This is a genomic window from Pseudomonas sp. RIT778 (assembly GCF_019718735.1).
Taxonomy (GTDB): domain Bacteria; phylum Pseudomonadota; class Gammaproteobacteria; order Pseudomonadales; family Pseudomonadaceae; genus Aquipseudomonas; species Aquipseudomonas aphyarum.
On the sequence record NZ_JAIHBA010000034.1, the window covers coordinates 16,386 to 30,643 of the forward strand.

Genomic DNA, 14,258 nt, shown 5'->3' on the forward strand with positions numbered 1-14,258 from the left:
ATAAATCGCATGGAGCGAACTGAATGTATTTCGAGATTTACAGGCAATCCAAAGGCACCCCGAGCACCGGCAAGGGCCAATGGCGCTGGAGATTAAGGGCGGGGAATCACGAGACGGTCGCCAGTGGCGAATCGTATGTGAACAAGGCGGATTGTCTGCATGTGATCGAGCTGATCAAAGGTGTGCAGGGAGAGACCCCGGTCAAGGAGATCTGAGGTAAAAATGCTGCCTATGCCCATAGGCAGCATTCAATTGAAATGCCCGTCCGCAAAGCAATCAGTTGATCCCGGTTACGATCAATTCAAGCGGAATCAGGCTTTACCCGGATCACTGCAGATGGATAATGGCAAGCTGCCACAATCCATGATTCCCTGATACGAGGGATTCTTCTCCAATCGGCCCGACATTCACCATCACGGACACATGATCAGGCTACGAAACAAGGAGTTCGTAACTTTGCTCTCCCATCAGGATTTACCGGTTCCTCTCTCTCGTACCCAGAAGCTCACATCTCTGATCACGCGAGGCATGGCCGGGCTCGGTGTTTTGTTAGGTGCCATGTGGGCACTGATTACCTACGTAGTGCCAGATCCAAGCGTATTCGGGTTCAGCTTCATCAGCTGGAAGAACGTGGTATTGCTTGTCAGCACCTTCATGTTCTTGGGTGCAGTTTCCATTGGATGGCAAATTCGCAACTACACACCGCTGCTGAGAGGCTGCTTGCAGTTCGTCATAATTTCCGGCGTGTCATTTGGGTTCTTCATCTTGGGAACCGAGTACGCAAAACCCTCATTCGAGTTTGCAAAACTACAGGCAAAAATCGTAGAGAACGAAGGTAGCAACCTGCTCGGCAAGCGCATGGAAGTTTTGGACAATGTTCGTTTTGAGCTTGTTGGTTGCGAAAATATCGGCAGATTGCCCACATGCACCTTCGATTTGACGAACTTGAATGTGGACCGCAGCTTCCGCTTTGATGACAGCACGCGCCTGTTCGACGAATCAGGAGGCCCACTAAAGTTTGAATCGATTCGGGTTGGTCAGGTGGAAGATCGCTACTGGCTGAGATTTCAGTTAATCCGCAATGTCCCTACTCGGGTCACGCTGATTTTCCAGCAGAGCAATAGCAAGCTGAACAAAACACCTGCTATCAAGCTCGTCTTCAATGATTCGAATGATGAATCCCTCACACTGAAGTTCAGTGAAGTTGACATGCGCTAGCCTGGCCTGACGTCGCTCCAAAACGATACCAAACGAGATTTCGCCCCCACCCTATCTCTTTTGCCTAAAACAACTTTCCAGATACCTGCACCGATTTACGTAAAAGCCTCGTAGTTTTTCAACGACGAGGCTTTTAACTGCCAGCGGAAATGGCGTGAGCTAGTACCCCCTCAGAATCTCTCAGGTATATGCCGGAACGGATAATCCGACTCCTTGTACCCCCCAGGTTTCTGCCGCTTGGGCAATGTCACCTTCTCTCGCGGCACCTCTTTATAGGGGATGCGACTGAGCAGGTCAGAGATGATATTGAGCCGCGCCCGACGCTTGTCGTTCGAGTTGGCCACAAGCCACGGTGCGTAATCGGTGTCGGTCGCTTCGATCATGTCGTCCCGTGCCCGGGAGTAGTCATACCAGCGACTGTAGGACTTGAGATCCATCGGCGACAGTTTCCAGATCTTGCGCCCGTCGACAATGCGCGCCTCCAGGCGCCGGGTCTGTTCTTCCTGGCTGACATTCAGCCAGTACTTGAGCAGGATCACTCCCGAACCGACGACTGCGCGCTCCACAAGCGGCACGGTCTTGAGAAACTTGTCGACCTGTTTGTCCGTGCAAAAACCCATCACCCGCTCGACGCCGGCGCGGTTGTACCAACTGCGATCGAAGATCACCACTTCGCCGGCCGCCGGCAAATGGGGCAGATAGCGCTGCATGTACATCTGGCTCTTCTCGCGATCGGTCGGGGCCGGCAACGCGATGACGCGAAAGACTCGCGGGCTGACCCGTTCGGTGAGCGCCTTGATGGTGCCGCCCTTGCCCGCACCGTCACGGCCTTCGAAGATGATGCAGATCTTGATGCCTTCGGCCTTCACCCATTCCTGCATTTTCACCAGTTCGATATGCAAACGGCGCAGCTCGGCAAGGTAGTCCTTGTTTGACAGTTTTGTATGTTCGTCAGGTTTTTCTCTGGGCGAGTCTTTCTTCTTTCCCTTTGCCATGACCAGACCTCTCGGGTTGGAGCGACAGCCAGGCTCGTTGGCACTGCATGACCTGGAACCGGAAAGTTTAGTCATTTATCGCAAAACGCAAGCAAACGGGCGGTAACGCTCAGGCAACGTGCTTATTGCGAAAAAACCTGTGCAGTTTTTGACGGATCGCCAATCGCCAACCATTCTCCATCACGGCGTAGCGTCCAATGTCGGCCGTTGATGCCTCGCGTGTTGCAAACCTGCCATCTGGATGTGGGGAAGAGGTCATGCACAGTTCGCTCTTGCGTGCCGCGTCGCTCATGCTCGCCTTGAGCGCTGCACCGCTCTTGTTGCAGGCCGCCGATGCGCCTGCAGCCCCGGCGGCGGCCACCGCTCCGGCCAAAGATGCCGTGTTTACCACGGAGCAGCTCGACCAGATGCTCGCGTCGATTGCCCTGTATCCCGATCCCCTGCTCGCACAAGTGCTGATGGCCGCCACTTATCCGGGAGAAGTCGCCGAAGCCGCGGCCTGGTCCAAGGCGCATCCGGACGCCAAGGGCGATGACGCAGTCAAGCAAGTGGCCAGCCAGACGTGGGATCCGAGTGTGCAGGCGTTGGTGGCGTTTCCGCAGGTTTTGGCGACACTGGGGCAGGATCCGGTCTGGGTGCAACGTCTGGGGGATGCCTTTCTGGCTCAGCCTGACGAACTCATGGCCGGCGTTCAGCGCTTGCGGCGTCAGGCCCAGACGGCGGGCAATCTGCAGAGCAATCAATATCAGAATGTGACGGTGCAAAACGTAACGCCGCCCATCTCTGCCGGGACAACCAAGCCGGCCGACAACACGACCATCATCATTCAGCCCGCCGATCCGCAGGTGGTCTACGTCCCGACCTATAACCCGACCACCACTTACGGCACCTGGCCTTATCCGGCCTCGCCGCCGGTGTATTACCCGCCGCCACCCGCTTACTATCCGGGTCAGGCACTGGTGGCCGGGCTGGCCTTCGGTACGGGCGTGGCGGTCGTTGCGTCGTTGTGGGGTAACTGCGACTGGGGTAATAACGACATCGACATCGATGTGAACCGTTACAACAACATCAACGCCAACAACCGGATCACCAACAACCAGAACAAATGGCAGCACAACACCGTGCATCGCGATGGCGTGCCCTATCGTGACAACCGCAGCCGCGCGCAGTATGGCCGGCAGCTGGACGGTGCGGCTCAGCGTGACGCCTATCGCGGGGACAACGCGCAGCGCGCGCAGGCCCGGGAACGGGCACGCAGTTCGATGGACAGGGCCGGTTTCGAACGCCCCGCCACCAGCAATCGGGAAGCCCGCAATCAAGTCCGCGAAGCGCAATCCGCCAATGTCGGCAATCGCATGCAAGGCGGCGCGGACAGACCCAGAGCCGCCGACCGCGCTCAAGCCAACACCCGGGAGGCACGCCAGCCGGGCGCCAATCAACGTGACAACCGTGCGTCGCAGGCCCGACCCGCCGCGGGCAGTGCGCGAAACAACGCCTTTGCCGGCGCGCGCTCTCCGTCACAGACCCGCGTCCAGGCTGATCGCGGCCGGGCCAGCCAGATTTCCGCGCAACGTCCCAACACCTCACGCGCCGCCGGACATCAGATCAGCCGGCCATCCGGCGGGGGCATGCGTCAGAGAGGAGGTGGCCGTCGATGAACATTCATTCTCTTGTCAAAGGCTGTCTAGCCCTCACGGCCGGCCTCGCATTGTCGAGCTTCGCCTCGGCCCAGCAAGTATTTCCAACCCCGGAAAAAGCCGCTGATGCCTTCGTCGAAGCCCTCGGTACGCAACACGCCGACCAAAAACGCCTGACCGAACTGCTGGGCGAGGAATGGCACAGCTTCATTCCCCGTGAAGGCGTGCAACGCAGCGATGTCGATGCCTTCCTGCAGCAATACCGCGAACAGCACACCCTGGAAAAGACCGGCGACAGCAAGGCCGTGCTCTCCGTAGGACCCGATCATTGGACGCTGCCCATCCCGCTCATCAAAGACAAAACCGGTTGGCGCTTCGACATGAAAGCCGCCCAGGTCGAAATTCGCGCCCGCCGCATCGGTCGCAACGAACTGGCGGCAGTGCAATCGGCGCTGGCCTACCACGACGCCCAAATGGACTACGCCTCGGAAGACCGCGACGGCGACGGCGCCCTCGAATACGCACAGAAAATCTTCAGCTCCCCCGGGAAACACGACGGGCTCTATTGGCCAGAAGACGACACCAACCAGATCAGCCCCCTCGGCCCCGCCTTCGGCCAGGCCATCAACGACGAAGACTGGCACGGCTACCACTTCCGCATCCTCGACGCCCAAGGCCCGTCAGCACCGGGCGGCGCTTACAGCTATCTGATTGGAGACAAAATGAGTCGCGGGTTCGCCTTGATCGCGTGGCCAGCAAAATATGACGACACCGGGGTGATGAGCTTCATGATCAGCCATGAGGGCCAGGTGTTTCAGAAGGATCTCGGGCCGGATGGGGAGAAAGTGGCGAAGGCGATGAAGCGGTTTGATCCGGATGATAGTTGGGAAGTGGTGGATTTGGGGCAGAAGTAGTTGGGGGATCGAAATCCGCCGGATTGGAAACGAAAAAGCCCCGTAGCTTCTCAGCTACAGGGGCTTCTCTGTACTTGCACTATGCAATGTTGATTTAGGGCTTAGCTAAAAACTCCTCAAGAAATGCATGCGCTTTAGTTAGCACATGCGCTACGGGCGTAATCACACCGTGGCAGCGCACCATCAAAATTTTTCCATATTGAACAAGAGGATCGCCTGCCCTCGCCGTCCCTGCCGTAGCAGGTATCGACATCTCGAACAATGGAACATCCGTCATCACAGTCTTATCAGTGAAGTCATCATCAGTAAGGTGTTTGAACGAATTTGCTATTTCCCTGCAAACCCCAAACTCAGGGCACTTTTGTTTCAGGCCTACTTGAAACCGAGCTTTTCCCTTAGCTTTTGAGGTCGCTGGTGCCGCTTGCATCAATGTATCCCGTTGCTTCTGGGTGCCGAGATGCCATATCCATTCACACGCGTGAAAAGCAGTAACTGCTGCATTGATGGCCAAGTAGCTGGAGATATCGACAGCTCTCGCATCTCGCGAGAATTGGGAATTTTGAAGCTGCTCAATCTCCCATTCAAGCTTTCCTAAGACATGCCGGATGGTTTTAATCTGAAATGTTCTGACCGCTTCTGGAGGAGGGGTCTGCTGACTCGCGGTCGCCATAATCAGAATCCTTATCTACCTTACTGATCTCTGCCAAGCGGGGTTACAACGAACTCATCAAATCCCATAAGCCCGATTGACGTCGGAAGCCCTTTTATCGGTCCGATCACTATCGTATCTATTCCGTTCTCGCGCTTGAAGCTGTAGATATCCTGACCAATCCATTTGGTAGTCTCTGGTAGCATCTGTCCATTCTGCTTCGCCACCCATTTCGCCCTGTACTTACCATATAGCGACGGTGAGTAATTCACCTTGAGCGCACCCTCGACTTTATTTTTCAGCTCGTCGGAGGAACACTCCGTCGTCGGGTTGAAAAAACCTCGATTCTGGCAGGACATACGAAACAGGATGGGGGCGAACTTCTTAGCATCAACTTCTACGCGAACGAAGTACGCAGCACTCAATTCAAAGTGGTATTCGCTTTTGGGAGTACCTGGACTGTAAAGGAGCGAGCAGCAGCTCTCCGGATACCTCATCGACTCGGCTCCTTGAGCTAGAAGCTGTCTATACGTTAGGGCTTCGGCTGAGCGAATCACACCTGCGCTTCCCTCTCCGGGTGAAGACGCCTGACTGACAGTAGCAGCAAAAAATATCAACACCGGGGCGATAGCAAATACAGTAAGCCGCATCATCAGATCCTTTGAATGATTGTAAGGTAATCGCGTATTACGTCAGCAAATCTATTGAACGCTAGCGCTGATTGTATTAGGACAAATCTAAGAAACGAAAAAGCCCCTGAAATGTTCAACCATTTCAGGGGCTTTGTCTTGTTCAATAATGGCGGAGAGATAGGGATTCGAACCCTAGGTACCGGTGAAGGTACAACGGATTTCGAATCCGTCCCATTCGGCCACTCTGGCATCTCTCCAACGGCGCGCATCATAACAACACTTTTACCGAAAGCAAACCCTCTTTCGAAAATTTCTCCGTGCTATCAGATGCTTGCGTCGATTAAAGCGGTACGCCCAGACGGTTGGCGACTTCTTCGTAGGCTTCGATGACGTCACCGAGGCCCTGGCGGAAGCGGTCCTTGTCCATCTTCTTCTTGGTGTCCTTGTCCCACAGACGGCAGCCGTCCGGGCTGAACTCGTCGCCCAGGACGATGGAGCCGTCGCTGAACACGCCGAATTCAAGCTTGAAGTCCACCAGCAGCAGGCCGGCGTCGTCGAACAGTTTGCTCAGGACTTCGTTGACCTTGAGCGACAGTTCTTTCATGCGCGCCAGTTGCTCGGCGGTGCCCCAACCGAATGCCACGACGTGGGATTCGTTGATGAAAGGGTCGCCCTTGGCGTCATCCTTCAGGAACAGTTCGAAGGTGTACGGGTTGAGCTTCATGCCCTCCTCGACGCCCAGACGCTTGACCAGGCTGCCGGCGGCGTAGTTACGCACGACGCACTCGACCGGGATCATGTCGAGTTTTTTCACCAGCACTTCGTTGTCGGCCAGCAGTTTGTCGAATTGGGTCGGAATGCCGGCCGCTTCGAGTTTCTGCATGATGAAGGCGTTGAACTTGTTGTTCACCATTCCTTTGCGGTCGAGCTGCTCGATGCGCTTGCCGTCGAACGCCGAAGTGTCGTTGCGAAACAGCAGGATCAAGCGGTCAGCGTCGTCGGTCTTGTAAACCGATTTGGCTTTGCCGCGGTAGAGTTCTTCACGTTTTTCCATGATGGGCTCCGCTTGCTAAGTAGATGGGCTAGGCGATGTGGCGCCAGTCGAGCCCTGAATCTTGATCGGCCAGTTGCAGCCAGTCCGGGTCGCACCCGAGGGTGTCGACAAAACATTGCCGGGCCAGCTGCGGCAGGTTGTTCTTGCTGCTCAGATGGGCCAGGACCAGGTGTTGCAGGCCTTGCCAGCCCAACTCGGCCACCAGGAATGCCGCCTGATGGTTGTTCAAATGTCCCAGCTCGCCGCCCACCCGCTGCTTGAGAAAGTACGGGTAATGACCACGGGCCAGCATGTCGCGACAATGGTTTGACTCGATCATCAACGCATCGAGGTCCCGATAGCCGTCCAGCACCCGCTCGCAGTAAGAGCCCAGGTCAGTCAGCAGGCCGAAGCGCCGCTCACCGTCACTGAACACGTACTGGGTCGGTTCCTGCGCATCATGGGCCACGGCAATGACCCCGATGTTCAGAGCACCGATCTGCAACTGCTCGCCACCGGTCACGAAACCGGCAGGTTCAATCGGTTTGCGCATCCCGCGCAGTGTGCCGCGACTGAGGTAGACAGGCAGATTGTAGCGCCGAGACAGCAAACCCACGCCATGCACGTGGTCGGCATGTTCGTGGGTTACGAGTATCGCGCTCAGTTGCGCCGGGTTCACACCCAGGCGCAACAGGCGTTTTTCGGTTTCCCGCAGGGAAAAACCACAATCCACCAGCACATACGTATCAGCACTGGCGATCAGCGTGCCGTTCCCTTGGCTACCGCTGCCGAGAACGGCAAAACGCATTGGATCAGCCCAGGTTGTCCTGAATCACGCTCAACACTTTGCGGGCCACATCGGCCGGCGCAACGGTGTTGATGTTTTTCTCGACGGTGACTTGCACGTTCTCGCCGACCTTGCTCAGGCGAACCTGATAGCGCTCGGCGCGGGCTTCAACTTCTTCCTTGGTCGGCGCGCTGCCGAACAGGCTGCTGAAGAAACCAGGCTTCTCGTCTTTCTTCTCGGCCTTCTCGGACAAGTTGATGTAGTAGAGGCCCAGGCTGCGGTTGATGTCTTCAACGCGCCATTCGCCCTGTTCCAGCGCACGACCGACGCTCGACCAGGCACGATCCAGGTCCGTACCGACGTTCAGTACCGGGTTGCCGCTGCCGTCTTCGCTCAGGCTGACACGGCTCGGGGTATCGAAATCACGCGAAGCCAGCATCGATACCGAACCACCCTTCTCGGAGGTGCGGCTCATGCTTGCGAGCATGTCGTCGACCAGCGCAGCGTCCAGGCCAGTGTTGACCGAACGGTTGGTGAAATCGACATTGGCGGTGCTGCCGGCAGGACGCTCGGCGCTGACCACATAGACTTCACTGGTGTTGCGCTGCACGCCCGGCTCGATGCGCACCCGCACGCGGGTTTCGCTGTCGGTGCTGACGCCGGCGGCGCTCAGGCGCTTGGCCATCGCGGCGGACAGTTCGTCGGAATGCTGCCAGGTGGTGGTGAATTCGCCGGTTTGCGGGCGCTGTTCATCCAGACGGAAACCGTTGTCCTGGAAGTACTGCACCGCCACTGGCCAGACTTCGGCCGGTGGGTGCTGGGCCATGACCCAACGCGAATCACCGCTCTTCTGCAGCGAGTAATCGCTGGCATCGGCAACGGTCGACAGCGGTTGAGGACGCGGAACGATGTATTCACCCTTGGCGGTGTCGTCGGCCACGTTGCGCGGGATCGGCAGCAGCGGATCCAGGCGCTTGGAGGTGCTGACGTCCGGTGGCAGTTGCATCGGTGCAGTCTGTTGCGCTTCCAGGTAATCGCTACCACGGTCACGGAAATAACCTTCCGGGCCCCAGATCCATCCGCAGCCACTGGTGCTGGAGATAATCAAGGCAAGTGCGGAAAGTCCGGCCATTCGCTTCATGCGTTGTACTTCCTCAATTAAACCAGGACGTTGCACTGGCGCAGGGCCGAGCGCAGCGTTTCATGACAAGGAGCGCTCAGCCAGGTCAGCGGCAGGCGGATGCCTTGGTGCATCAGGCCCATTTCGACCAAAGCCCACTTCACCGGAATCGGGTTGGCTTCGATGAACAGGTCCTTGTGCAGCGGCATCAGTTTTTCGTTGATGGCCCGTGCGGTCTCGGCGTCGCCCTTGAGCGCGGCCTCGCACAGGTCGGCCATTTCGCGTGGCGCGACGTTGGCGGTGACGGAGATGTTGCCCTTGCCGCCCAGCAGGATCAGCTCGACGGCGGTCGGATCATCGCCGGACAGCACGATGAAGTCCTTGCTCACGCCGTCGATGATCGCCTTGGCGCGCTTCAGGTCGCCGGTCGCTTCCTTGATGCCGATGATGTTCGGCACGGTGGACAGGCGGATCACGGTCTCGGCCTGCATGTCGCAGGAGGTGCGGCCGGGAACGTTGTAGAGAATCTGTGGGATGTCGACCGCTTCGGCGATGTGCTTGAAGTGCTGGTACAGGCCTTCCTGGGTCGGCTTGTTGTAGTACGGGACTACCAGCAGGCAGGCATCGGCGCCGGCTTCCTTGGCATTGCGGGTCAGCTCGACCGCTTCGCGGGTCGAGTTGGCGCCGGTACCGGCGATCACCGGAATGCGACCGGCAACCTGTTTGACCACGGCTTTGATGACGGCGATGTGTTCTTCAACATCAAGGGTTGCCGACTCGCCGGTGGTGCCGACCGCGACAATGGCATGGGTGCCGTTCTTGAGATGGAAGTCCACGAGTTTGCTGAGGCTGTCCCAGTCAAGACGCCCTTGTGCATCCATGGGTGTGACCAGTGCCACCATACTGCCCGCAATCATGAAACCGCTCCTGCCGGAAAAAGAGAGCGGTAATGGTACTGGCGCCAAGATGCTTGCACAAGCGAAGTACTGTGCCGCCATTCCCCTTGGCGCCGCTTTTCGCTACCCTTCAGACTTTGATCGGTACTGATCAGCTTGTACGCCGGGTTCCAGTCTCCCGTTTCGGCCTCCCGGGCCCCGTTCCAGTGTCGTTGCCGTACGCTTCCTTGTTGATGGAGCCGTAGCGCCACACGAATCGGGCCTTCCGGACAGTCATTGCCCCGGCAATCAACGCCCTCTCCCTACCGACCGCTCATCGCTTTAGGAATGCTGCATGTCCACCCCCACAGTTCGCGAACAATTCCTTGTCATCAGTGCCCTCGGCGCCAATCCCATGGAGCTGACCAACGTCCTGTGCCGCGCCAGCCATGAAAACCGCTGTGCGGTCGTCACTTCGCGCCTGACTCGCCACGGCGAGTGCAGCGCGCTGGTGCTCGAAGTCTCCGGCAGCTGGGACGCCCTGGCTCGCCTGGAAGGCAGCTTGCCGGTGCTGGCCAAGCGTCATGCGTTCACCGTCAACGTGGTGCGCAGCGCCGCCCTGGAAAATCGCCCGCAAGCCCTGCCGTATGTGGCTTACGTGTCTTCGGCGTACCGCCCGGACATCATCAACGAGCTGTGCCAGTTCTTCATGGATCACAATGTCGAGCTGGAAAACCTGACGTGCGATACGTATCAGGCACCGCAGACCGGCGGCACCATGCTCAACGCCACGTTTACCGTGACCCTGCCCGCCGGCACCCAGATCAGTTGGCTGCGCGACCAGTTCCTGGATTTCGCCGACGCCATGAACCTGGATGCACTGATCGAACCCTGGCGCCCACAGAACCCAATGTAAGGAAGCTTTCATGGCCGTTGTCATCGACCAACCGGTTACGGATTTCGAAGCACCTGCCACCAGCGGGCAGACTGTCAGCCTGTCGGCCCTCAAGGGCAAGCAAGTGGTGATCTACTTCTACCCGAAGGACAGCACCCCGGGCTGCACGACCGAAGGCCAGGGCTTTCGCGATCAATACGCAGCATTCAAGGCTGCCAACACGGAAATCTTCGGCATCTCCCGCGACAGCCTGAAGTCCCACGAGAACTTCAAGTGCAAGCAGGAGTTTCCGTTCGAGCTGATCAGCGACAAGGACGAAGCCGTCTGCCAGCTGTTCGACGTGATCAAGCTGAAAAAGCTCTACGGCAAGGAATACCTGGGCGTTGATCGCAGCACGTTCCTGATCGACAAGAACGGTGTATTGCGTCAGGAATGGCGCGGCGTGAAAGTGCCAGGACATGTCGATGCAGTGCTGGCTGCTGCTCAGGCGCTGAACAAGGCCTGATATTTCTGCGTCGATCTCACTGACGCCTTCGCGAGCAAGCCCGCTCCCACAGTTGACCGAGGTCTAATGTGGGAGCGGGCTTGCTCGCGAAGGGGCCATAAGAGCCAACAAATAATCCGGTTTCTAGAGCAGTGGCGCCACCACCGGCTCCTTGCGTGGCCACGCATCGAGCACAGCCTTGAACAGTGTCGCCAGCGGAATCGCGAAGAACACTCCCCAGAACCCCCACAACCCGCCGAACAACAGCACCGCGCAGATGATTGCCACCGGGTGCAGATTGACCGCTTCGGAAAACAGCAACGGCACCAGCACGTTGCCGTCCAAAGTCTGAATGATTCCGTAGACCGCCATCAGATAGATGAACTGATCGCTCCAGCCCCACTGGAACAGCGCAATCAGCAATACCGGCACGGTCACCACCACCGCTCCGACATACGGCACCACCACCGACACGCCGACCAACAGGGCCAGCAGCGCCGCGTAGTTCAGTCCCAGCGCGACAAATGCGATGTAAGTCACGCCACCACAGATCACGATCTCGATGACCTTGCCGCGAATGTAGTTGGCGATCTGCCGGTTCATTTCCTCGGCGACTCGAGTGATGAGCGCGCGCTCACGCGGCAAATAGCCGCGCACCCACTCGCCGATCATTGCCCGATCCTTGAGGAAGAAGAACACCAGGATCGGCACCAGTACCAGGTAGATCATGATGTTCACCAGCAGCGGCAGGCTCGACAACGAGAACGTCAGCGCCCACTGGCCGAACTTGCCGATCTCGCCCCGCGCTGCTTCGATCGCTTGCAGCACCTGCTCGTCGGAGACCAGGTGCGGATAGCGCTCGGGCAGCAACAACAGCAGCGATTGCCACTTGGCGAGCATCCCCGGCAATTCGTTGAACAGGGTGATCAACTGATGCCAGAGCAACGGCAGCACCACGACGATGAACACCATCAGCACGCCCATGAACAGCGCAAACACCAGACCGACCGCCGCCCCACCGGGCACGCGCAGACGTTCGAGCGTGACCACCAGCCCCTGCATCAGGTACGCCAGCACCATCCCGGCCAACACCGGCGCGAGCATTCCGCCCAGCGTCAGCACCGCGGTGAAGGCGAGAAACAGCAAAACCGCCAGCACCACCGCTTCCTCATCGGAGAAGTAGCGCTGAATCCAGTCGCGCAACACTTTGAACATCAATTTTCCTTAGGTCATTTACGCGGTCGGTTTCAGGCTTTTTTCAGCCAGTAACGGTAGACACCCGCCTCGTCTTCTTCACGCAGCAGCGTATGACCGGCCAACTTGGCAAAGGTGCGAAAGTCGCGTTGCGAGCCGGCATCCGTGGCAATCACCTTGAGTACCGCGCCACTGGGCAGCTTGTTCAGCTCCATCTTGGCCTTGAGCAACGGCAACGGACAATTCAGGCCACTGGCGTCCAGTTCACAGTCATGGGCTACAGCGTCGGTCATGCGTCACTCCGGTTCAGGTGGTCAGGCTGCCTAGAATATCTGGTCGCAAGCCCGGTGTCCGGCTACAGTAAGGTCTTTGTCGACTAAGGCTTTGTGCATGACATTTCTGCGCCCTACCCTGCTGACGCTCGCTTGCCTGCTCGCCTCACCGGGCTTCGCCGACGACCTGCCGTCACTCGGTGACGCCAGCTCTGCCATCGTCTCGCCACAACAGGAATATCAATTGGGTCGCGCCTGGCTGGCGTTGCTGCGCAGCCAGGTTTCGCAGCTCAACGATCCACAGCTCAAGGACTACGTCGAGTCCAGCGTCTATAAGCTGGTGGAAACCAGCCAGGTCAATGACCGACGTCTTGAATTCATCCTGATCAACAGTCCGCAGCTCAACGCCTTCGCGGCCCCGGGCGGGATTGTCGGGGTCAACGGCGGTCTGTTCCTCAATGCGCAGACCGAGGGCGAATATGCCTCGGTACTGGCTCACGAACTGGCTCACTTGTCCCAACGCCACTTCGCCCGTGGCGTCGAGGCCTCGCAGCGGATGCAGGTGCCGATGATGGCGGCGCTGCTGGCCGGTATCGTAATCGCTGCTGCCGGCGCGGGCGACGCTGGCATCGCGGCGATTGCCGGCACCCAAGCGGCGGCCATCCAGGAGCAACGGCGCTTCTCGCGTCAGAACGAGCAGGAGGCCGATCGCATCGGCATCCTCAACCTGGAGAAGGCAGGCTACGATCCGCGCTCGATGCCGACCATGTTCGAGCGTTTGATGCGCCAGTATCGTTTCGACGCCAAGCCGCCGGAATTCCTGCTGACTCACCCGGTCACCGAATCGCGTATCGCCGACACCCGTAACCGCGCTGAACAGGCTAAACCCGGTGGCATTGAAGACAGCAAGCGCTATCAACTGATCCGCGCGCGGGTGCAGTTGACCTATGAAGAAACGCCGGGCCTTGGCGCCAAGCGTTTCCGCGCGCAACTGGATGAGAACCCGAAAAACGACGTGGCCCGTTACGGTCTGGCGATCGCTCAGATCAAGGGCGGTCAGTTGAATGAAGCACGGGAGAATCTCACGCAACTGCTGGCCAAATCGCCGAACGAGATCATTTACAACCTGGCGCAGGTCGATCTGGACATCACCAACAATAAGCTGGCTGATGCCCAGTCCCGGGTTGACCGGATGCTCAGTCAGTACCCAGGCAACTACCCGCTGAATCAGGTGCGCGTCGATCTGTTGCTGAAGCAGAACCGCACCGCCGATGCAGAGAAGGCGCTGGAAGGCTTGTTGAAATCGCGTCCGGACGATCCGGATGTCTGGTATCAGGTCGCAGAAACTCGCGGACTGTCCGGCAACATCATCGGCCTGCATCAAGCCCGTGCCGAATATTTCGCGCTGGTCGGCGATTACCGCCAGGCGATCCAGCAACTGGACTTCGCCAAACGCAAGGCTGGCAGCAACTTCCCGTTATCCTCTCGTATCGACGCTCGCCAACGCGAGCTGATGGAGCAAGAGCGCATGGTCAAGGACATGATGGGTTAGC

Annotated in this window: 16 protein-coding genes and 1 tRNA gene; 7 read left to right on the forward strand and 10 right to left on the reverse strand. The window is 58.3% G+C overall.

Going from position 1 to position 14,258, the window contains the following annotated elements; genetic code table 11:
* Window positions 1-23 precede the first annotated feature (23 nt).
* Together K5E37_RS22860 and K5E37_RS22865 are read left to right on the forward strand one after the other, a co-directional pair.
* Complete coding sequence (locus tag K5E37_RS22860; RefSeq protein WP_007958030.1) at window positions 24-215, forward strand: DUF1508 domain-containing protein; 192 nt, start codon at window positions 24-26, stop codon at window positions 213-215.
* 241 nt (window positions 216-456) lie between these two features.
* The gene (locus K5E37_RS22865; protein WP_085605572.1) at window positions 457-1,218 is read left to right on the forward strand and encodes a hypothetical protein; all 762 of its coding nucleotides are present in this window, start codon (window positions 457-459) and stop codon (window positions 1,216-1,218) included.
* A 170-nt stretch (window positions 1,219-1,388) separates the two neighbouring features.
* Here K5E37_RS22865 and ppk2 read toward each other — a convergent pair whose 3' ends face one another.
* The gene (gene ppk2 / locus K5E37_RS22870; RefSeq protein ID WP_039772662.1) at window positions 1,389-2,213 is read right to left on the reverse strand and encodes a polyphosphate kinase 2; all 825 of its coding nucleotides are present in this window, start codon (window positions 2,211-2,213) and stop codon (window positions 1,389-1,391) included.
* A 257-nt stretch (window positions 2,214-2,470) separates the two neighbouring features.
* On the opposite strand from ppk2, the gene K5E37_RS22875 reads away from it, so the two are divergent.
* Together K5E37_RS22875 and K5E37_RS22880 are read left to right on the forward strand one after the other, a co-directional pair.
* Window positions 2,471-3,871, forward strand: coding sequence for a DUF3300 domain-containing protein (locus tag K5E37_RS22875; RefSeq protein WP_221535245.1), 1,401 nt, complete (start codon window positions 2,471-2,473; stop codon window positions 3,869-3,871).
* Window positions 3,868-4,764 carry a DUF2950 domain-containing protein gene (locus tag K5E37_RS22880; RefSeq protein ID WP_221535246.1) on the forward strand — a complete coding sequence of 299 codons (897 nt, stop codon included), beginning with the start codon at window positions 3,868-3,870 and terminating at the stop codon, window positions 4,762-4,764. The genes K5E37_RS22875 and K5E37_RS22880 overlap by 4 nt, the downstream gene beginning before the upstream one ends.
* Window positions 4,765-4,858: 94 nt before the next feature.
* Here K5E37_RS22880 and K5E37_RS22885 read toward each other — a convergent pair whose 3' ends face one another.
* The 7 genes from K5E37_RS22885 to dapA all read right to left on the reverse strand — a co-directional run bounded on the left by K5E37_RS22885 (window position 4,859) and on the right by dapA (window position 9,902).
* Window positions 4,859-5,434, reverse strand: coding sequence for a hypothetical protein (locus tag K5E37_RS22885; protein ID WP_221535247.1), 576 nt, complete (start codon window positions 5,432-5,434; stop codon window positions 4,859-4,861).
* Between the two features lie 20 nt (window positions 5,435-5,454).
* Complete coding sequence (locus K5E37_RS22890; protein WP_221535248.1) at window positions 5,455-6,063, reverse strand: hypothetical protein; 609 nt, start codon at window positions 6,061-6,063, stop codon at window positions 5,455-5,457.
* Window positions 6,064-6,212: 149 nt separating this feature from the next.
* Window positions 6,213-6,302: transfer RNA gene (locus K5E37_RS22895), tRNA-Ser, on the reverse strand.
* A gap of 83 nt (window positions 6,303-6,385) precedes the next feature.
* Window positions 6,386-7,099 carry a phosphoribosylaminoimidazolesuccinocarboxamide synthase gene (gene purC, locus K5E37_RS22900; RefSeq protein ID WP_007958019.1) on the reverse strand — a complete coding sequence of 238 codons (714 nt, stop codon included), beginning with the start codon at window positions 7,097-7,099 and terminating at the stop codon, window positions 6,386-6,388.
* Between the two features lie 28 nt (window positions 7,100-7,127).
* Window positions 7,128-7,886, reverse strand: coding sequence for an MBL fold metallo-hydrolase (locus tag K5E37_RS22905; RefSeq protein WP_007958017.1), 759 nt, complete (start codon window positions 7,884-7,886; stop codon window positions 7,128-7,130).
* A gap of 4 nt (window positions 7,887-7,890) precedes the next feature.
* Window positions 7,891-9,006 carry an outer membrane protein assembly factor BamC gene (gene bamC, locus K5E37_RS22910; RefSeq protein ID WP_011332910.1) on the reverse strand — a complete coding sequence of 372 codons (1,116 nt, stop codon included), beginning with the start codon at window positions 9,004-9,006 and terminating at the stop codon, window positions 7,891-7,893.
* Window positions 9,007-9,023: 17 nt separating this feature from the next.
* On the reverse strand, window positions 9,024-9,902 hold the full coding sequence (dapA, locus tag K5E37_RS22915) for a 4-hydroxy-tetrahydrodipicolinate synthase (RefSeq protein ID WP_007958015.1): 879 nt from the start codon (window positions 9,900-9,902) through the stop codon (window positions 9,024-9,026).
* 313 nt (window positions 9,903-10,215) lie between these two features.
* Between dapA and K5E37_RS22920 the strand changes: the two genes are divergently transcribed.
* Together K5E37_RS22920 and K5E37_RS22925 are read left to right on the forward strand one after the other, a co-directional pair.
* A complete protein-coding gene (locus K5E37_RS22920) occupies window positions 10,216-10,776 on the forward strand; it encodes a glycine cleavage system protein R (protein ID WP_007958014.1) in 561 nt (186 codons plus the stop codon).
* Window positions 10,777-10,786: 10 nt separating this feature from the next.
* Window positions 10,787-11,260, forward strand: a complete 474-nt coding sequence (locus K5E37_RS22925; protein ID WP_064594118.1) for a peroxiredoxin — start codon at window positions 10,787-10,789, stop codon at window positions 11,258-11,260.
* Window positions 11,261-11,383: 123 nt separating this feature from the next.
* Here K5E37_RS22925 and K5E37_RS22930 read toward each other — a convergent pair whose 3' ends face one another.
* Complete coding sequence (locus K5E37_RS22930) at window positions 11,384-12,454, reverse strand: AI-2E family transporter (RefSeq protein ID WP_007958012.1); 1,071 nt, start codon at window positions 12,452-12,454, stop codon at window positions 11,384-11,386.
* A 32-nt stretch (window positions 12,455-12,486) separates the two neighbouring features.
* Window positions 12,487-12,726, reverse strand: coding sequence for a sulfurtransferase TusA family protein (locus K5E37_RS22935; protein WP_007958011.1), 240 nt, complete (start codon window positions 12,724-12,726; stop codon window positions 12,487-12,489).
* 97 nt (window positions 12,727-12,823) lie between these two features.
* Between K5E37_RS22935 and K5E37_RS22940 the strand changes: the two genes are divergently transcribed.
* Entirely contained in the window at window positions 12,824-14,257 is a 1,434-nt protein-coding gene (locus tag K5E37_RS22940; protein ID WP_007958006.1) for a M48 family metalloprotease, read from the forward strand.
* The last annotated feature ends 1 nt before the right edge of the window (window position 14,258 follow it).